At 69.8% G+C, this 18,373-nt stretch carries 12 protein-coding genes and 6 pseudogenes; 8 read left to right on the top strand and 10 right to left on the bottom strand.

What is annotated here, in order from left to right; all coding sequences use genetic code 11:
- Positions 1-75: 75 nt before the first annotated feature.
- The 4 genes from ABZ858_RS23630 to ABZ858_RS23615 form a co-directional block, all read right to left on the bottom strand.
- Positions 76-840 (bottom strand): alpha/beta fold hydrolase, encoded by a 765-nt coding sequence (locus ABZ858_RS23630; RefSeq protein WP_361381881.1) that lies wholly within the window; start codon positions 838-840, stop codon positions 76-78.
- Positions 837-3,143, bottom strand: a complete 2,307-nt coding sequence (locus tag ABZ858_RS23625) for an amino acid adenylation domain-containing protein (RefSeq protein ID WP_361381878.1) — start codon at positions 3,141-3,143, stop codon at positions 837-839. Before ABZ858_RS23625 ends, ABZ858_RS23630 begins: the two co-directional genes overlap by 4 nt.
- Positions 3,144-3,609: 466 nt before the next feature.
- Complete coding sequence (locus ABZ858_RS23620; RefSeq protein WP_361381875.1) at positions 3,610-3,930, bottom strand: hypothetical protein; 321 nt, start codon at positions 3,928-3,930, stop codon at positions 3,610-3,612.
- Positions 3,931-4,756: 826 nt separating this feature from the next.
- Positions 4,757-5,689: a hypothetical protein gene (locus ABZ858_RS23615; RefSeq protein ID WP_361381872.1), complete on the bottom strand. Its 933-nt coding sequence runs from the start codon at positions 5,687-5,689 to the stop codon at positions 4,757-4,759.
- An 829-nt stretch (positions 5,690-6,518) separates the two neighbouring features.
- Here ABZ858_RS23615 and ABZ858_RS23610 point away from each other — a divergent pair.
- On the top strand, positions 6,519-7,115 hold the full coding sequence (locus ABZ858_RS23610) for an HAD family acid phosphatase (RefSeq protein ID WP_361381869.1): 597 nt from the start codon (positions 6,519-6,521) through the stop codon (positions 7,113-7,115).
- 241 nt (positions 7,116-7,356) lie between these two features.
- Entirely contained in the window at positions 7,357-8,607 is a 1,251-nt protein-coding gene (locus ABZ858_RS23605; RefSeq protein WP_361381866.1) for a S53 family peptidase, read from the top strand.
- 184 nt (positions 8,608-8,791) lie between these two features.
- On the opposite strand, the pseudogene ABZ858_RS23600 reads toward ABZ858_RS23605, so the two are convergent.
- A pseudogene (locus ABZ858_RS23600) lies at positions 8,792-8,921 on the bottom strand (IS481 family transposase); the annotation flags it as partial.
- Between the two features lie 259 nt (positions 8,922-9,180).
- Here ABZ858_RS23600 and ABZ858_RS23595 point away from each other — a divergent pair.
- Positions 9,181-9,361 (top strand): annotated as a pseudogene (locus ABZ858_RS23595) (IS701 family transposase); the annotation flags it as partial.
- A 6-nt stretch (positions 9,362-9,367) separates the two neighbouring features.
- Here the strand turns inward: ABZ858_RS23595 and ABZ858_RS23590 are convergent.
- Complete coding sequence (locus ABZ858_RS23590; RefSeq protein ID WP_361381863.1) at positions 9,368-12,601, bottom strand: WD40 repeat domain-containing protein; 3,234 nt, start codon at positions 12,599-12,601, stop codon at positions 9,368-9,370.
- A gap of 59 nt (positions 12,602-12,660) precedes the next feature.
- Between ABZ858_RS23590 and ABZ858_RS23585 the strand changes: the two are divergent.
- Positions 12,661-12,795: pseudogene (locus ABZ858_RS23585) on the top strand (IS5/IS1182 family transposase); the annotation flags it as partial.
- Between the two features lie 317 nt (positions 12,796-13,112).
- Positions 13,113-13,366: pseudogene (locus ABZ858_RS23580) on the top strand (IS630 family transposase); the annotation flags it as partial.
- 137 nt (positions 13,367-13,503) lie between these two features.
- Here the strand turns inward: ABZ858_RS23580 and ABZ858_RS23575 are convergent.
- A pseudogene (locus tag ABZ858_RS23575) lies at positions 13,504-13,653 on the bottom strand (IS5/IS1182 family transposase); the annotation flags it as partial.
- A gap of 95 nt (positions 13,654-13,748) precedes the next feature.
- The gene (locus ABZ858_RS23570) at positions 13,749-14,741 is read right to left on the bottom strand and encodes an alpha/beta hydrolase (protein WP_361382163.1); all 993 of its coding nucleotides are present in this window, start codon (positions 14,739-14,741) and stop codon (positions 13,749-13,751) included.
- Between the two features lie 149 nt (positions 14,742-14,890).
- Here ABZ858_RS23570 and ABZ858_RS23565 point away from each other — a divergent pair.
- Positions 14,891-15,066: pseudogene (locus ABZ858_RS23565) on the top strand (IS5/IS1182 family transposase); the annotation flags it as partial.
- 84 nt (positions 15,067-15,150) lie between these two features.
- Here the strand turns inward: ABZ858_RS23565 and ABZ858_RS23560 are convergent.
- A complete protein-coding gene (locus ABZ858_RS23560) occupies positions 15,151-15,339 on the bottom strand; it encodes a hypothetical protein (RefSeq protein ID WP_361381860.1) in 189 nt (62 codons plus the stop codon).
- 221 nt (positions 15,340-15,560) lie between these two features.
- Between ABZ858_RS23560 and ABZ858_RS23555 the strand changes: the two genes are divergently transcribed.
- Complete coding sequence (locus ABZ858_RS23555; RefSeq protein ID WP_361381857.1) at positions 15,561-16,286, top strand: hypothetical protein; 726 nt, start codon at positions 15,561-15,563, stop codon at positions 16,284-16,286.
- Between the two features lie 121 nt (positions 16,287-16,407).
- Positions 16,408-17,016: a class I SAM-dependent methyltransferase gene (locus tag ABZ858_RS23550; RefSeq protein WP_361381854.1), complete on the top strand. Its 609-nt coding sequence runs from the start codon at positions 16,408-16,410 to the stop codon at positions 17,014-17,016.
- A 68-nt stretch (positions 17,017-17,084) separates the two neighbouring features.
- Here the strand turns inward: ABZ858_RS23550 and ABZ858_RS23545 are convergent, their stop codons facing one another.
- Positions 17,085-18,371, bottom strand: a complete 1,287-nt coding sequence (locus tag ABZ858_RS23545) for a nucleotide disphospho-sugar-binding domain-containing protein (protein ID WP_361381851.1) — start codon at positions 18,369-18,371, stop codon at positions 17,085-17,087.
- Between the last annotated feature and the right edge of the window lie 2 nt (positions 18,372-18,373).

Here is an 18,373-nt window from a genome sequence, read left to right as displayed (position 1 = left end):
CGGCAGCAGTCCGGTGTTGTCGACGAGGGTCTCCGAGGCGTTCGACGACCTGGCCGGTGCCGGCCCCGGCCAGGGTCACCCCGGCAGTGCGTTCCTGAGCGCCTGCAGCATGTCGTGGGGGCGGTTGAAGCAGGTGAAGTGGTCACCGGGAAGCGATGTGACACTGAAGTCGCCGGCGGTGAAATCGGACCAGCGCCGGGCCTCCTCGTCGTCGAGATCCGCATCATCGGAGCCGTAGACGACGCTGAGAGGGGTGGTGGTCCTCCATGCCGAGGGATCGCGATAGCCGGCCAGCGCTCGCAGGTCCGAGGCAATGGTGTCCCTCACCATGTCCTGCAACTCGGCGCGCGCCCAGTCGTGGAGCGGTTCTTCCTTCAGCCAGTGAAGTTCGTACTCCGTACGGCCTGCGGCGGCATCGCGTGCGGCTCGGGGCGGTGAAGGACTCCCGGAGACGAAGAGGTGCCCGGGACGGGGGGCACCGATACATGCGAGTGCATGGCACGTCTCATAGGCTACGACGGCGCCCATGCTGTGCCCGAAAAGGACGTAGGGGGTGTCCGATATCCATTGCAGGGCGACGGCGATGTCCTGGGCTGTTTGTTCGATGCTGGTCAGTGGTGGTTCACCGGAGCGGTCTTCTCTGCCGGGGTACGCGACCGCCCACAGCTCGACGCCGGGCGGGATGGCGGGCAGCCAGGCTTGATAAGCGCTCGGGCCCCCGCCGGCATGCGGAAAGGCCACGAGTCTGACGCCGCCGTCCATGCCGGTGCGGTCGATCCGCCGGAGCCAGACATCAGCTGGCCCTCCAAGGCGTGCCTGCGAACCTGGGTCCGTGGTCACGTCACAGTCTCCGGAGGCTGCTCACCGTCCTCCAGCAGTGCGGCCATGCCCGCGGCGGTAGGGGACAGGAGCAGTTTGCGCAGTGAAAGGCAGCGTCCGAAGCGCTTGCTCATGCTTATGGACAGTTTCATCGCCAGCAGGCTGTCACCTCCCAGTTCGAAGAAGCTCTGGCGCCGGGACCGTACGGGATGTTGCAGAATCTTCGCCCATTCGTCGGCGAGAGCCCGTTCGATGTCCGTACTCGGCGGTTCGGCCGCACTGGACCGGTACTCGGGCACCGACCAGGAAGCGAGGGCCTTGCGGTCGACCTTCCCGTTGCCGCTGAGGGGGAATTCGGGAAGAACACGGTAGTGGCCCGGGCGAGCATACTCCGGCAGTCTGGATTCGGCATGCTCTTTGACCGCGCTGATGTCGATCGTCTTTCCGGCCGGCATCACATAGGCGACCAGTTGCCGTTGGCTGGCCTGACCGGTCACGATCGTGACGGACTGCTTGACGTGGTCGTGCGAGTTCAACGCGGCTTCCACTTCTCCCAACTCGACCCGGTAGCCGTTGATTTTGACTTGATGATCCGCCCGTCCCAGGAACTCCATTATTCCTCCGGGCCGATATCGGCCGAGATCTCCCGTGCGGTACCACCGGCAGTGGTCCCGTTCCAGGAAGCGCTCGGCCGTACGCCCGGGGTCGTTGCGATAACCCCGTGCGACACCGACGCCGCCTATCCACAGCTCTCCGGTCACCCAGTCCGGGCAGTCGCGGCCGAACATGTCCATCACTCGGTAGCGTTGATTGCTCAGCGGCCACCCGTAGGGGACTGACGGCCATTGCGGGTCGAGGTGATCGATCTCGCAGTAGTTGGAGTAGATCGTCCCCTCTGTGGCACCACCGCAGGCGACGAACCGACAGTCAGGCACCAGCCGGTGCAACCGATCCGGCAGGTCGGTCCCGATCCAGTCCCCTCCCGTGAGAACCAGCCGCAGACTGCTCGGTGCGCGGTCACCGCTCTCGGCGGCGGTGACCAGCACGTCGAGGAGCACGGGCACGGAGTCCCAGAGAGTGACGTGATGGTCACCGGCCAAGTCCAACCACGTATGCGGGTTCCGGGAGTTCGCCGGGTGGGGGAAGACGACCGCGCCGCCGGCCATGAGCGGCCCGAAGATCTCGTAGACGGAAAGATCGAAGTCGAGGCCGGAAACGAGCATCCCGTGATCAGCCGGCCCCACCGACCACCGCTCGTTGATGTCCTCCACCGTGTCGACAGCGGATCGGTGCGTGATCTCGACGCCCTTGGGCTGGCCCGTGGAGCCCGAGGTGAAAAGGATGTAGGCCAAAGACGACGAAGCGACGGAGCGGGGTCGGGGCAGCGGTCTCGCCGTCTCGGCCTCCCGCGGGGTGAACCGAGTGACCCACGAGGGCAGCGCCTTCTGGCCCCGGCCGTCATCGATCCCCAAGCGCACACCGGCACTGCGGCAGATGCGTTCCCCTCGCTCAAGCGGCTGATCCGGGCCGATAGGGACGTAGCAGCCTCCGGCTGCCAGGATGCCGAGTACGGCCGGTATCTGCGACAGCGGCGAAGACAGACAGACGGCCACCGGATCTCCGTCACTCAGCCCTCGGGCACGGAGCGAGGCCGCGACGCGCAGCGCCCGTTCCGCGACGCGACCGCGGCTGACTGTGACATCCTCGCTGATCAGCGCGAGCCGATCGGGACTGGTCCCGGCGAGGTCGAAGAAGCGTTCGTGCAGAAGCCGGCCGCTCTCGGGACGAGCCGTGTCATTCACCCGGTCGCGCGTCCTTTGCTGGGCCGCGGGCAGGCTCACGGGCAGTGCCTCGTCCCAGTTCCGGTGGGCGAACGCCTGCAGCAGGTCGCCGCACAGTTCGGTCATCGCGTCCAGCATCCCCGGAGGGAAGAGGTCTTCCGCTGCGTCCCAGGACAAGCAGACCCCGTCCGCCCGGAGCCAAGCGATGCAGTCCAGCCACGCCTGGGGCGTCTGGCTGACCATCCAGGCCAATGTGCCGAAGTGCTGCTCGAACCTTGGGGTGGTCCACTCGCGGTCCAGTAGACCGGTGTAGACGACGCCCGCCGGCGGGGGCGATTCGCGGCGGTCGCGGGCCAGCTCCTTGAAAGCTGTCGATCCTGCGGTGAACTGGGGCTCGCGGGCTGTGTGCCATTCGTGATCCGTCGCGCCGGCCAGTTCTCGTAGGCTGCCGGCCGCCGTGGTGGCGAAGCTGCCCAGCAGAAGACGGGTGAAGTCCCCGACGACGAGTCCGATGTCGGGATGCCGTGCCGGACGCTCGAACACCGGCAGGTTCAGCAGGAAGTCCCGATTGCTGCTGAAACGAGCGATCGTCTGGGAGAAGGCGGCCAGCAGGACGGCTTCCGCTTCTGGGATGCTCGTAGAAAAGCTCCAGCCATGGCACCATGACGGCCTTGTGCCGTTGCAGAAGTTCCTCGCTGCCAGTCGGGATGTACTGTGTCATCAGCCTGATCCATAATGGGCCTCCCATGCGGAGTGGCGCCGGAGCGCCCTGCTCGCCGGACATCTTCCGAGATTCCCCTGCGCACGGGGATGTCCCAGCCCGGCCTGCCGGCCACCGTACGTATCGACCCGGCGCCATCCGCCCGATACCGCGTCAGCTTCCAGTGCAGCGGAGCAGGACAGGCAACCACCCTCGCCCTCGACACCGACGGCACCCGCCACACCTACCCCATCCACACCTGCGGCACCAGCATCGCCTCCGTAGCGACAGACAAAGCAACCGTCGTCGTCATCGAACCCACCGACCCGCACACCCGCATCCTGTGGGCACTCGTCCAGGCTGGAAATCGATCTCCAGGAACCGGTTGGACGACTTGAGGTTGCCGGAGATGAACTCCTTGCCGTGATGGCAGCCGGTCATCTCCGGGAAGATGACCGGCCGGGACGCGGCGTGCTCCAGGCACTCGTCCAGGCTCAGCAGCCGGCGGTGCGGCAGGACCGAGCGGGACATCTTCGGCGCGTCTGTACATCCGGGCTGCATCGGCTCCCGGGTGACCGTGTGGGCCAGCAGCACACTCGCGTCGACCGCCTTCGTGGTGGGCCGCGGCACTGCCGCCTCAGCGTCCGGGTGGCCACGTGGATCACGGCCGGGAGCTCGACCCGGCCCGGGACGCCGCCGTCCAGCAGGACCATCGTGTCCAGCGGGGTGGAGTCGATCTGCATCACCTTGCCATAGGGAGAACGCCGGGAGTTCACCGAACGGAACCTTCGCCCCATGTGCCGTGAAATGGCGGGTGCTTGCGGAGCTGAAGGTGTGGTCCCCGTCGGTCGGCTTCGCCAGCAGCAGGTGGCGGGTGGGCTCCGAGGGCATCTCGGCGAGCGCTACGGCCCACACCTTGGCGCTGCCCGCCGTCAGCTCAGCGGCCTTGTCTCGTCGGCGGGACGCTCGCGTCCGGGCTACCGGCGCTGTCACCCTCGTCGTCACCGCGCCGCACTCGACTTTCCTCCGGCCCGGCCGTCCCGCACCCCAATGCCCTGTCTTGGGCAGGCAACGCCATGCCCCTCGCACCGCCGGTCGAGCACGCCCTGCTCGACCACACCCCACCGTCCGCACCGGTCGCCGGGTGTCTGGACGGAGGCAAGGCGACCGCCCCCGGTTCTGACCGCGATCGTCTCGGCCGCCGTCTTGCTGCTGCTCCCCGGCCGCGCGCACCGGCTTCTCGCCGCGGTCATCGGTTGTGCGGCGAAGGCGGGCAGGGGCATCTCCTCGGCCTGGAGGGAGGGATCGCCGGACGTGGGGGCGCAGTGCGTGGGCGTACGGAGCGCGGCAATCAGGCTGCGGCCGGCCCGTATCAGGACCGGGGGGGGGCCAGGACCACGCTGATCCGGCCGAGGCCGTCCCTGCACGCGCTCCCGGCCGCCGCACCCGTGGTCAGTCAGGAAGAGGGGAAGCCGGGCGGCCAGGTCCAGGAGATGCCGTGCACTCCGGGCTCGGCATCGCTCAGGACGGCATGCGTCTGGTGGAATTGGTCGACGGCGATACGACGGCCCTTCTCGGGGGCCATGTCCAGCCGTCGCCTGTAGTGGACGGAGCAGTGGGCGGGCACAGTCCCCGGATGGAAGCGGACCTGTAGGACAAGGTCCCGCAACCGAGCCTTGATCACCCGTTCATGGGAGCTGACAGGGGGTGCGTCCGTGCCGCCGACCAGCATCTCGTACTCGACGATCGACGTCTCGCCGCGGGCCAGGACTCGTCCGAGGTCGAACTCCACGACCAGACAGTTCGGGACCACTTCGAAACGGGTCGATACGAGGCTCCCGGAGCGTACGACGATGCCCGCGAGCGGGTCCTGCCCCTCGTCGAGCTGGAACACCCCGGTCATCCGGTCGACCCCGCCGCGCAGGGCGCGCATGACGTGGGTGACGGCGAGCTTGTGCACGCGCCCCTCCCGGTCCAGGTGGACCACGTCACGGATGCTGATCGGCCGCAGGTGCTCGTTCAGCCGCTCCACGGGCACTCCCAGGGCCTGTTCGGCGGGCGACCCGGATCCGAGCAAACGCCGCATCACCGCCGGATCGACGTCCGGCAGCAGCCCCGCGCCCCGGGGCAGTACCGGCCCGAGCACACCGGTCAGGGTTCCGGCGGCGAGGCCGAGGATGGGTTCCAGTTCCTCGACGGCCCGCAGCGAGGCCGCCTGTTCGGGGCGGCGCTGACCGCGCTGCCAGTGGCTGAGTGTCGCCGTGCTCAACGGGACACCGCGGGCTGCGAGACGGGCGGTGACCCGGCTCAGTGGCAGACCGCTGAGCCGCAGGGCCGTGCGCAGCACCCGTGCGAACTCGTCCGTCTCAGGTGTCGGCCGACGGGTCATCAAGATCGCCTCTGCTCCGGTCACGGACGAAGGGGGGCGGCACAGCGCCATTCTCCCGCACTCCGCCCTGACCCGGCACTCCGAACCCGGGCTTCGGCGTGCGTAGAGGTTGCCACACGTACGAACCAGAATCAGCCGTCGTTCATCAACAGTTGTGCCATCAGTCGTAGAAATCTGCTCGGCGGCCATGCCTTGCGCACGTGCGACGGCCGGGGCCAGAGTCTTGTCCGGCGCCACAAGGTACGGCAGGAGCCGCTCGGACGACGCGTTCTCCCTGCTTCCGTTCGGGCGTCGACCGCCCCGGCCCGCCCGCACGGGTCATCCAGGTCCTGTCCGTCCTGCCTCTTCCCCGCGCCTCCGCTTCCCCCACCCGAGGAGTGACCGGTGAACGTCCCTCGCTGTCGGCGCACCACGCTGCCGGCCGTCTCGGCCGCGGTGATCACTCGCACCGGCGAAGCGGTGCGGATCGAGCATGTCCCCGGCCGCTTCGCCCCCAGCGTCGGCGGCGATCCCGTCCACTTCGGCTCCGACCGCCGCACGATGTGTCCCGCCACTCCCTGGCCGGCCAGAGCGCCACCCACCACGGCCCGCCCACTGGCGTGAGCACCGGCAAAGTCAGCACGCTGTGGACGACGACCGTCCGTCAACTACGCCTGAGCGAACAGTGAGCGGTCTGGTCAAAACCGCTACGGCGTCGAGGTCCGCTGCCTCCGCCGAGCCGCGTCGCCCTCCCCGCGCGCCTCACGACCACACATCCCGTTCTCCCCACCGTTCATCGACAGGTTCCGGGCCGCGCACCGAGCCGCCCCGGGCCCCAAGGAGGATGTTCATGCATGCGAAGCAGCGGATCGCGCTCGCAGGCGTCCTGACCTGCGCCGCCGTCATGGCGTCGGCCACGGCCCCGGCCTGGGCGACACCCGCTCCCAGCGCGGCCGCGGCCGCCGCCCCCAGCGAGAACCAGTGGCTCTCCGACGTCGCACCCGTCGCCTCATCGCTCCAGAGCTACCTCGAACAACGCCTGAGTGGCGCGCGTCCCGGCGACCACCTCGCCGTCGTCCTGGACATCGACAACACCTCTCTGGCCACCCACTACGAGCCGGGCAAGCCGGTGCAGGCGATCCTCGACGCCACCCGCTACGCGCACCAGCACAGCGCCGCGATCCTGTTCGCCTCCTACCGCGACGCGGACGCGCGTGACTCGACCACGCGGCAGCTGAATTCGGCGGGATACACCGTCGACGGACTCTGCCTCAAACCCAAGAGCGGCCACACCGACAAGGCCACCGTCAAACTCAACTGCCGCAAGGAATACGAGAGCAAGGGCTACACACTGGTGGCCGATGTCGGCAACCGGTCCACGGACTTCCAGGGCGGCCACTACGAGAAGGGCTTCAAGCTCCCGGACTACGACGGCGCCCTGAGCTGAGCCGGACCGCCGGCAGACCACGACACCCCGGCGCCGCCCGGCCGGCAGAGGACGTGATCGGCCACGGCACGCCCGGTGGCCGACCGACTGCCCAGCCCTTGAGGGCACTTGTTCGTCGGCGAGCATGACGCTTCGCGACGACCGGCACGGGGGTCCGCCGACAGCTGCGTCGGCGCGCTTCTCCGCAGCACCCCCCTTTCCCCAGAAGAACTGATCCGCCCACACCGAAAGGAAAGCCTCCATGCGTCACCACACCGACAGACGAACGGTGATCGCCCTGTCCGCCTGCGCGGCCGGCCTCCTCACCGTCTCCACGCTCACCCTGACCGGGCAGGCCCAGGCCAACACCCCGCACAGCACGTCCGCGGCGCCTGTCTGGCACCCGCTCTGTGCCACACCCACCACGACCCTCGCCTCCTGCGACGTCCTGGAGGTCGACAAGCCGCACGAGCATGTCGCCGCGCTCGGCGTGACAGCCGGGGCCGCTCCCTCCGGCTACGGTCCCTCGGACCTCCAGAGCGCCTACAAGCTGCCGGCCGACGGCGGTACGGGACAGACCGTCGCGGTCATCGACGCCTACGACGACCCCAACGCCGAGAAGGACCTGGCGACCTACCGCAAGCAGTACGGCCTGCCCGCCTGCACGACGTCCAACGGCTGCTTCAAGAAGGTCAACTCATCGGGAAACACCAGCCCCCTGCCGTCCAAGGCCAGTGCGAACCAGGGCGCCGAGGACTCCCTCGATCTCGATCTGGTCTCCGCCGTCGCACCCCGGGCGAAGATCCTCTTCGTCGAGGCGTCGAAGGGCACCCTGACCGAGATGGGCAAGGCCGTCAACCAGGCCGTCGCCCTCGGCGCCAAGTTCGTCTCCAACAGCTACATCTTCAAGGAGTCCTCGTCCGACCCCTCCTACGACAAGCAGTACTACGACCACCCGGGCGTCGCCGTCGTCGCCGGTACCGGTGACTGGAACTACGCCTGGGGGATGGGCTACCCCTCCAGCTCGCCGTACGTCACCTCGGTCGGCGGCACCTCGCTGGTCAGGTCCTCCGGTGAGCGCGGCTGGAACGAGACCGTCTGGAACAGCGAGTCCGACAAGGGAACCGGGTCCGGCTGCTCGGCGTACGAACCCAAGCCCGCCTGGCAGAAGGACACCGGCTGCGCCAAGCGCATGACCGCCGATGTCGCCGCCGTGGCCGACCCGGCCCACGGCCTCGCGGTCTACGACAGCTACCAGAAGAACGGCTGGGGCGTCTTCGGCGGGACCAGCGCGGCCACCCCGGTCATAGCCGGTGTCTACGCGGACGCGGGCGCCCCGCCCTCCGGCTCGAACCCGGCATCGTTCCCGTACACCCATCAGGACGCGCTCAACGACGTCACCAGCGGGGACAACGGCCAGTGCTCACCGGCGTACTTCTGCACCGCCGAGAAGGGCTACGACGGTCCGACCGGACTCGGCACCCCGAACGGCACGGCCGCCTTCCACGAGTGACCCCAGCTGACCGGCACACCCGACGCCTCATGCCGTCAACGGCAGCGTCAGTGTCAGTGGGAAGAGGTGCGTCACAGCATCCCATCGGGTAACCGGGCGACCCGCGCTCTCATCGCCGAGCGCGGGTCGCCTTCCCCATCGGATCGACGCCCGTTCGATGACGGATACAGGCCCGTTCCGCCGGCAGGGCGCGGTGGAAGCGTACGACCTTGCCGTTGGTCTGCGGGCGCCAGTGCCTGGTCCAGCGGGGGCTGATGCCCGCCTCGCGGCAGGTGTCGCGCCAGGTGTTTGGTGTAGGCCCAGGCGTTGTCGGAGCCGTCGTGGACCCTGGCACACCGAAGGACAGGGGCGGACCGGTCCACCCCGTGACCGAATGGAACTTCGAGCCGTACTTGCCCCGGTCCCCGGGAGTCGGGCCTGTCAGCTCCCCCTTTTCCCACAGCTCATCCGGCACCAGCCGCTCAACGAACCGCTCAGGAAGCGGCTGACGGACGCAGCCGACGGGACGGTGTGCTGCCACTGCGGACTTGCTGGTCGAGCAGCCCGGTCACCAGCCCGACGAGGATGTGCCGGCGGATCGAGCACGACTGCCGGGAACTCAAGCACGGCCTGCGCCTGGACCACTTCGCGGGCCGCACCTGGCGTGGCCGGCACCACCATGAAATCTCTCACCGCCGCCCAGGCATTCCACACCCTGCGGCGGCTCGACCCGAAAGCCCGTACGCTGCGGACCGGCAGACCGGAACCGCAGTGATCCACGTCATTGGCATGGCGGTCGGTAGGGACGGTCCGGCAGGTACTTCTTCCAGTCCTGCTCGGAGATGGGGTCGCCGACCGCGTTGCAGAGGTCGGTGATGACGTGCTGCGGGTCGGCGTCCCACAGGTCGATGCCCGCGGAGGCGCGGACGACGGCGAGGGCCTTGCCGTCGGGGGTGAAGGCGAGGGAGTAGAAGCCGCCCGACGCGGTCGGCATGTAGAACTGCCGGGCGGGTGAGTCCGGATCGCCCACGTCCCAGACCTCGGGACGGCTCTCGTACTCCTCGTCGGTCGCGATCAGCGCGAGGCGGGTCCCGTCGGGGCTGAAGGCCAGCGGGCCTCCGAGCCTGCCGATGGACGCCTTGACGGGAGGACCGTCGAGGCGGTCATGGCGGACGTTCCACAGCCGGAGCGTCCCGGAGTCGTCGTAGAGCGCGAAGAGCTTCCCGTCGGGGCGGAACGCGGCATGGGCGTAGTCGGTGCCGAGGGGCAGGCGCACGGACCACGACGGGGACGGATGCGCGGGGTCGGTGACGTCCCAACTGCGCACCACCGCACCGGCGGACGGGCGGCCCGCCTTCGGGCCGTCTTCGGCGTCCCCGCTCATGACCAGCGATCTGCCGTCCGGGGAGAAGCCGAGTCCGTATCCCATCGCCCCGATCGTGGCGAGGTGCCGCGGATGCCGGGGGTCGGCGATGTCGTAGAGCCGGACGACCTGGAGTTTGTGGTTGGCGGCCACGAGGCCGTTGTAGTCGGAGACGGCGAGGAGGGGCTTGGTCGGACTGAACGCCAGTGCCCCCACACCGTTGTCCACTTCGATCATGCCCGTCTTCTGCTTCGGGTCGGCGGTGCTGCGCAGAAAGAGATGGACGTAGGTGTCCATGCCCTGGGTGTAGACCTCGGCGTCGGCGAGGAGCTTGCCGTCCGGGCTGAGGGCGATGTCCTGCCCCGTGAACATGTCGGGGGAGGGCGTCTTGACCAACGGGTTGGATCGCCGTGTTTGCAGACTGAGATCCCGCAGCCAGTTCGTGCCCACGCCCTGGTAGGCGAGGAGCAGCTTCTTCCCGGACATCGCGAGGGACAGCCGGCCTCCGGTGCCGGGCGCCGGCGGGATGAAGCCCACCGCCCCCGGCTGGGAACCGTTGGAGAGGTCCCATACCTGGACACCGCGGTCGGTGGCCTTGAGCAGCTGCTCGGCGTTGCCGGGGACGAACAGGGCCGCCGCCCCGCCGTCCGAGCGGGAGTCGGTGACCTCCGCACCCGGCAGGACCGCGTCGGTTCCGTAGGCGTAGATCCAGACCTTCCAGCTTCCGGGGCAACTCGCCACGATCCGTTCGCTCTTCGAGGCGAACGCCATCGAGGTCACGCTGTCCACGCATCTGGTGGAGCCGCTCGACACGCCTTTGTCCGCCGCCACGACCTGCCGGGGAGCCCGCGGGTCGTCGAGCGTCCACAGGGCCAGGTCGCCATGGGACGCGAGAGTGTCCTCGCCCTTCGGTTCCTCGGCCGGTGCCGCCAGCAGTCCGCCCGCACTGTCGAAGGCGATGCGGTGCGGGAGCCGGGTGCGTCCGAGGGAGCCGGTCTTGTACGGTGCCGCGCGCAGCGTGGCGACGGGTGTGGTGCCGGTCGTCTTCCACAGCCGTACCCGCCCGTCGACACTCGCGCTCGCGAGCAGTCCGCGCTGGGGGGAGACGGCCAGGGAGTCGACCTGCTCGGTGTGGCCGCGCAGCGCGGACAGGGCGTGCGGTGCCGCCGGGTCACCGGTGTCCCAGCGGAGGACCCGGCCCGCCAATGTGCCGGCGAAGAGGGTGTTCTGGTCCGTGCCGAAGACCAGCGCGGTGACCGTGTCCGACGTCGTGGGCGCGGCCAGCTCGCGCGGGTGGTCGGGAGGGGAGATGTCCCACAGCCGTACGGTCGCCGAGGTGGAGCCTTCGTCGTCGTAGGTGGCCGCGGCGAGCACGGTGCCGTCGGCGGTCACCGCGATCGGGCCGGACAGGATGGCGCTGATCCTTCCGTCACCGTTGCGGGTACGGAGCACGATCGAGTCGCCGGTGGAGATGGCGAGCACCCGGCCGTCCGCGCTGTAGGAGAGGTCGTAGGCCGGTTGGTCGGCGTTGATCACGCCGGGGGTGCGCTGGCTGTTGAGGAGGGCGCTGTGGCCGGCTTCGTGGTCGATCCGGTACGAGAGCAGGCTGAGTTGCTTGGCCAGGCCGGGATGGAGCTCGCGCTGGCCCTCGGCCTCGGCGGCCAAGTACCGTGCGAGGTCGCGCTGTTGGGCCTGGTCGGCCCGCCGCCAGTAGATCCCGGCGCCGACCAGACCGGTCGTCGCCAGCAGGGCCAGGACGACGAAGAAGGTGAACGCGGCACGGCGACGTCGGCCTTCGCGCGTGTGCCGGCGCCAGGAGTTCTCCATGAACGCGGCGGACACCGGGCCGAGCGGCGGGGCACCCGGGGCGGCGGTGCGCTCCCGCATCGCGGCGAGCCGGTTGCCCCGGTACAGCAGGGAGGGGTCCCGTTCGGAGCGCTCCCACGATGCCGCGTCGGAGGAGAGCTGCTGGCGGGCGCGCAGCACATCACGGTCCTCGTCGATCCACCGCGACAGCTGGGGCCAGGCGCCCAGCAGCGCCTCATGGCTGATTCTGACGGTGTCGAGGTCGAGCGTGAGCAGCCGGGCGTCGGCGAACCGTTCGATCGCGTCCCGGGCGACCGTCTCGTCGGTCACCCCGTGCAGGAGTACGGGCCATTCGACGGGCTGCGCGGTATCGGCGGCGTCCTCGCTCACCCGGGCCAGCCGGGGCAGCATGAGACGCACGGCCTCCTGGCCGGCCGTGTCGAGCCGGCGGTAGACGTTCTCCGCGGTGGTGGCGACGGCCTTCGTGAAACCGCCGGTGGTGAGGTAACCGGAGACGGTGAGCCGCAGGCCCTCGCGCTCCTTCCAGGTCTCCTGCAGCACGTGGGACAGGAGGGGCATCGCCTCCGCGGGGGACCGTCCGCCGGTCGCCCGGCCCAGGTCCTTCAGGATGAGGGGGGTGAGCTGGTCCTCGAGTTCCAGCTGCGCGGTGGCCGCCGGTTCCTCGATCGAGGCGCGGAGTTCGTCGTCGTCCATCGGATCGACCAGCAGCTGGCTCTCGCTCAGGACGGTCCGTAATTCGGGGTGCGCGACCGCCTGCGAGTTTCGGACCGGGACCCGGTGGATGTGCGCCTGCTGGAGGAGTAGGACAATGGGGGGCGTCTCCAACCGGCTGCGGATTTGGGCGGTCGACGGCACCTGGCCGGCCAGCGGGCCGACCGGCCCGGCGCGGACCGGTCGGCGGCAGGCCGCCCGCCTTCGACCGCGCGGCCTGTGAACAGCGCAACATCGTCGAGCGGTGCAGCGACCGCTTGAAGCGCTGGCGTGGTAGTGCCACCCGCTACGGGAGGACCGCGACCACCACCTGGCCGGACTCCACATCACAGGATCACAGGCGGCATCTTCCTCTGGTCCGACCGCTGATCCAAACGAGAGGCCCCCGTACATGGCCGCGGTCGCCCCGCGGTGGTCGGCGTGTTGGCGGGGAGGGCGGCTCACGTCCCGGCGAGCAGGGCCAGCAGGGCCAGCAGGGCCAGCAGGGCGACGGTGTCCGACTGGTGGGAGGCGAAGGCGCCGTGGTCGCCGTGCCGGGTGGCCGTGTGGGTGGCGGCGCTGCGTGTAGCGGTGTCGCGGCTCCGGGTGGATGCCCCGGTCGTCGGTGTGGCGGACGTATGTGCTGGTGCATCTGATCCCGGCCCACCACACGACCCACAAGACACCCGACTTCAAGAAGTGGTTGTTGGCTCACCCGCGGTTCCACCCGCACTTCACGCCCACCGGCGCGTCCTGGCTGAACCCGGTGGAGCGACCGACTGGAACGAACACCCCAGTCCCTTCGTCTGGACGAAGACCGCCGACGGGATCCTCGACGAAGTCGCCGCCCACTGCCGACGAATCTCTGACTCGGACCACCAGGTTCTGTCTGCTGAATGATCATGATCGTCGCAGCCAGAGGATGAGTGAGGCGAGGCGGAGCCCGGCGAGGTAGTGGTCGGCGAGTTTGTCGTTGACGTTCCGGGTGTGACCATGATGGCCAGGGGCAGGTCCCGTCCGCCGGCGGCGAGCTGGCCCTTGGTCGTCAGCCCGCCGCGGGACCGCCCGAGCGCCTGGTGAGCCTGGTGAGCGTGACGGATCTTCCAGTTCGTCCCCGGCGCCCGCCCCTTTGTGCCGGCACCGGCAGCGTGCTGGTGGGCCCGGCTGATCGTGGAGTCGACCGAGACCGTCCACTCCACCGCCCCGACCGCGTCGTCGCGGACCTGGATGTGCTCCAGCAGCCGAGCCCAATCGGACGGTCACATGATCCGCCGGACAGAACTTAGCCTCCCTGCCCTGCGAGCGTGTCCAGGACGTCCGCAACCGGGGTGGGATCCAGAGGGCCGACGTGTGACGCCCCGGGGAAATCGTGCACGCGGAAGCTGTTGCCGGGTGTGGACGCGTCGGCTTCCGCGATCATTCTGTCCTGGAGCGCGGTGGCGATCGTACGGTCCCTGCCGAAACGCAGGTACGTGCGGGGAATGCGTCCCCAGTGGCCGGCCCGGCCGACCGCTCGGTCCGCATAGGCGGCGACGGGCTCGTCGGTCTGCATGCCGGCCAGTATCCGGCGGAAGTCGGCGTCGGGGTAGTCCGCGCAGATCATCTCCTTCAGGAGGGCCAACTCAGCGCTGACACCGGTACGGAAGTTCAGCCGCAATACCCCGAGCCGGTCCGGGTCACCCACCGTCAGCTCCACCGGGCTGACGGCGTTCGCGTTCTCGGGTGCCGCCGTGCAGGCGTCCGCCGTGGGCAGGACGCGGCTGGGACAGAAGGCCGCCATGTAGCAGATGTGGTGAAGCAGGTGCGGGACGGCGTCGCCGACACGGCTGACCGACACGCCACCCAGGCTGTGCCCGACCAGCACCACCGGGCCGTTCCGTGCGGCCTGCCGCACGATGCCCGTGACGCGCGCCTCGTAGTCGTCCAGCCCGAGGCCCTTCAGCGGGGAGGGCTCGACCGCCATCGCTGTGAGGTCCTGCCGCTGGTACGACTCCGCCACGAAAGCCTCCGCGCCGTGCCGCGGCTGGTCCACCATGACGACGCGGTGGCCGCGCAGCACCAGTTCCCGCGCAATCGGCATCCAGAACGCGCCGGCGCTGTGGGTACCGTGCACCAGCACGTACGTTCCGAGCCCGCGACGCGGGGCCGCCGCGGCAGGGGAGGTTCCGAGCCCGGTGGCCAGCGCCATGCCTCCCACCGCGAGTCCCAGCCCACGCAGCGCCGTCCGCCGGGTGGCACCTTTTCGTTCTTCGTTCGTGTCATTCATCATGAACACAACGCTATGAACGGCCCGTTCGGCCCGCGAGCGGTCCAGCACCCCCACAGGGGTGGACCCAGTTCCACCCTGCCGTGCGGCTCGCAGGGTCCGACCCGCGCGCCGTGAGCGACCGGACGGCCCGGACTGCCCGGACCGCCCCCGCGCGTTCCCGCCGCAACCGCAGTTACCTGCGAAGACGCGGGATCAAGCACACGGTCCCGGAGCGGGGGGGGACCAGCGGGTCATCAACCGGCTCAAGAACTCCCGGGCGGTCGTCACCCGTTACGACAGGAGAGCCTATGTCTTCCACGGCACAGCCACCGCAGCCGCGACCCGACGTTGATCCACCGGACCGGACCGGAAAGGCATCCGGCCCGCCTGATCGGGGATCACGCCGGCCGGGTGCCGGAAGTCGTGAGGTGCCGGCTTACTCGATGATCGTGCTGAACAGAGCCAGCGCGCCTCCCGCCGCGGCGCCCGCGGCGATGAGGGCGTCGGGAACGTGGTGTGTACTCAGATAGGTCAGGCCTCCGGCCACTGCGGCAGCCAACAGGCTGAGCAGGAGGATCAGAGCGGCGCGGAGCGAGAGGAGGGCTTGGTTGCGCGGGCCGGTCATAGGACAGATCCTTTCGGTTCGGCCGGAGTGGGCAGATCCGGCGGAGCACGGTGCTTCGCCAGCCCGTGAGCGGGACTGCGCGATGCGTCTGGAGTCAGACTGGACTTGGGCGTTCGCAATACAGAGGGGTGGTTTTTGCGACCGGTGACCGTCCGCTTCTCACGCGCCGGACTCCGGCCGGCGGGCCGGCCGCTACAGTGCGGGACAGGGGGGTGGTACGCGTGCGGGTCGCCGTGGTGGACGAGCGGGAGGATGTCCTGGACGGCCGTGTCGGCTGGCTGCGCACGGCCGGGCACACCGCTGTGGGCTACAGCTTCGAGGCGGCGTTCGAGGAGACGGACTGGCACCGGTTCGACACTGTCGTACTGGACGGCCGGGACGACCGGGAGTATCCGGTGCTGATGGGCCACGGTGAACTGCCCGACCGCTTCCTCGGACCCAGGGTCGCGCAGCGCATCCGTGAACTGGTGGGCGCGGAGCGGCCCGTGATCATCCTGGTGAGTTCGTACGCGCGTACGCATCCCGAACTCTCCCTGCGGTGCCAGGAGGCCGGGGTCGACTACGCCTTCGACTACCTCGATGTGCCGTCCTCAGCGCACTTCGTCCGCGCGGTGGAGTCCCCCCTGGACATGGGCCCCCGGAAGCCGGTCGACTGGCGTGCCGCCGGTTTCGTCGCGCCACCGCGGATCGGGGAGGCGCTGGCCGCCGCGGAGAACAGCAGGGCCACGCCTCCGCTGGTGTCGGGCGGCGCTTCGTCCGCGGGGGTGTCTCCCTACGAACGCCGGCGCCTGCGCGAGACACTGGGGGGACTCCTGCCGGTCGCGCTGTTCCGTACGGGCGAGCGGCGCCGGCTCGCGCACGGCAAGGAACTGCGGCCTCTTCTGCGGCGCTTGCTCGGACTCAGAGCGACGGACGATCCTCGCGGCACCTGTGACAGCGACCAGTGAGCCGCAGGTGCTCGCTCGTGGACGGAGACGGGACTCCGTCCGGGGCAGCGGTGCAGGTGGCCGCGTTCGGCCTGCCGAGGCGGCATTGCCGTCGTCGAATCAGCCACCTCATAGTGGCCTCATGCGTGTTCTCGGCTGGGTGGGACGTGCCTTCTCCCGGGTCTATTGGCGGGAGGAGCCCCTTGTCGACCGGATCAGGCCGCATCTGCCCGCCGGGGGCAACGTCCTCGATGTCGGGGCAGGAGGATGTCGCGTCGCGGAGCTGCTGGGTGCTGACGGACGGTTCTCGGTGACAGCGGTGGACGTCGTCGACCACAACGTCACCGAGGTGCCGATGCGGCTCTACGACGGGGAAAGACTGCCGTTCCCCGACAAGTCGTTCGACGCGGCGCTGCTCGTGTTCGTGCTGCACCACGCCGAGCGCCCCGAGGCTCTCGTACGCGAGGTCTTGCGGGTGACGCGGTCGACGGTCGTCGTCATCGAGGACGCACCCGAGACACGTGTGGGACGATGGTGCTGGCGGGCTTGGGACTACGTGCTGAACAACGCCGCGCACGACGATATCGGGGTCGCCCATCACGCACGGAACGTCGAACAGTGGGTCGCGTTCCTCCGGTCCTGCGGAGCCGCCCCCTCATCGGCCCGTCGTTTCCGGGCCTTCTATCCCGTCCTGCGCTCCTACCCGCACGTCGTACTGCCCGTGTCCATCGACGCCACGACGAGTGGATGAGGTGAACGGCGGGCCGCGACACTCGCTGCGCCCGGGGCCGGCCTCGGCTCCGGTCTCCCCCGCCGGGTTCAGATCAGCCGTGCGGTTCTCAGCACACGCATTGCCTCCTCGGTGCCCCGCTCCCTCGCGGCTTCCACGGAGGTCCGGATCGCCCGCTGCCGGTATTCCGCCGCCTCGGGCGCGCGGGTCATCGCCGTCATCATCCGCGCGAGCCCGGCGCTGTCCAGCTCCCGTCGAGGCGCTGGGGCGGGTCCGACACCGAGCAGGGCGAGCCGACGGGCGTAGTAGTGCTGGTCGAACTGGTGCGGGACAGCGGTGGAGGGGACGCCCGCGCGCAGCGCGGTCGTCGTGGTGCCGGCCCCGCCGTGGTGAACGACTCCGGCGGTGCGGGGCAGCAACCAGGCGTGCGGAACTTCGTCCACCGCGTAGGCTGTCGCGCCGATACGGCCCGGTGCGGTGCCGAAGCCGCGGGGCACGGTGGTGACCAGGCGAACCCCCGCAGCTGCGGCGGCTTCGACGAACAGCGGGATGTCGGAGAGCAGGCCGACGCTGCCGAAGCTCGCGAAGACCGGCGCGGGGCCGTCGTCAAGGAACCTCATAAGGTCCTCGGGCACGTTCTGGTCATCGGGCACGTTGTGGTCGTCGGGCGCGGGCATGTGCCACGGTCCGGTCAACCGTACCCCGGGACCCCAGTCCGCAGCCGCGGGGACGAGGAGGGGGCTCACGGCGAGGAGGACCGGAACGTCGGGGGGAGCGAGGAAGGAACGCTCGGTACGCCGCCCGGGCAGGCCCAGTTCGCGCCGCGCGACGGCCCCGACCGGTCGGGACCACCACACGCCCGCCGCCCACGCCAGGGTGCCTCCGGCCCGGTTGAGGACGCTGGCGCGCGCGGGCCTGAGCGGTTGGATGAGACTGGGCCCATCGCGCGTGGGCAGGCACGGGGCGAACAGCGCCAGGGCGATGCGGCATCCGAGTGCCGCGCGGAGCGCCAGCGCCGTGTCGAGGGTCAGGATTCCACTGATGACCGTGTCGGTGGGGCGGACCTGGCGCGTCACCGAGCGCGCGATGTCGGTCGCGACGCCCCGTAACCACAGGCCCACGCCCGCCACGGCCACGGACGGATGGCGGTGCGCGTGCCTCATCGCCCAGTCCAACTGCCGGGACGCCCGCCCCGGCCGGGGGAGGCTCGCCCGCATGGACACGAAGTCGATGCCCCCGCGGTCGACGATGTCCCGGAAGTCGTCCAGCGCGTGGATCACCACGTCGTAGCCGTCCTGGCGCAGCGCCTTGGCAAGAGCGACGCACGGCTCGACGTCCCCACGGGATCCGAGGGCGAGAATGACTACGCGGTCCATCA

Origin of the sequence: Streptomyces sp. NPDC047017 (genome assembly GCF_040644175.1) — a bacterium.
In the GTDB taxonomy this organism is placed as follows: Bacteria; Actinomycetota; Actinomycetes; order Streptomycetales; family Streptomycetaceae; genus Streptomyces.
Note: the sequence above shows the minus strand (reverse complement) of the source record. Positions and strands in the feature narration are given on the sequence as shown.

Bases quoted from the DNA above. Each gene is read 5' to 3' on its own strand.
- ABZ858_RS23615 (WP_361381872.1), bottom strand. From the start codon at position 5,689: ATGACCCGTCGGCCGACACCTGAGACGGACGAGTTCGCACGGGTGCTG.
- ABZ858_RS23610 (WP_361381869.1), top strand. From the start codon at position 6,519: ATGCATGCGAAGCAGCGGATCGCGCTCGCAGGCGTCCTGACCTGCGCC.
- ABZ858_RS23605 (WP_361381866.1), top strand. From the start codon at position 7,357: ATGCGTCACCACACCGACAGACGAACGGTGATCGCCCTGTCCGCCTGC.
- ABZ858_RS23560 (WP_361381860.1), bottom strand. From the start codon at position 15,339: ATGACCGGCCCGCGCAACCAAGCCCTCCTCTCGCTCCGCGCCGCTCTG.
- ABZ858_RS23550 (WP_361381854.1), top strand. From the start codon at position 16,408: ATGCGTGTTCTCGGCTGGGTGGGACGTGCCTTCTCCCGGGTCTATTGG.
- ABZ858_RS23545 (WP_361381851.1), bottom strand. From the start codon at position 18,371: ATGGACCGCGTAGTCATTCTCGCCCTCGGATCCCGTGGGGACGTCGAG.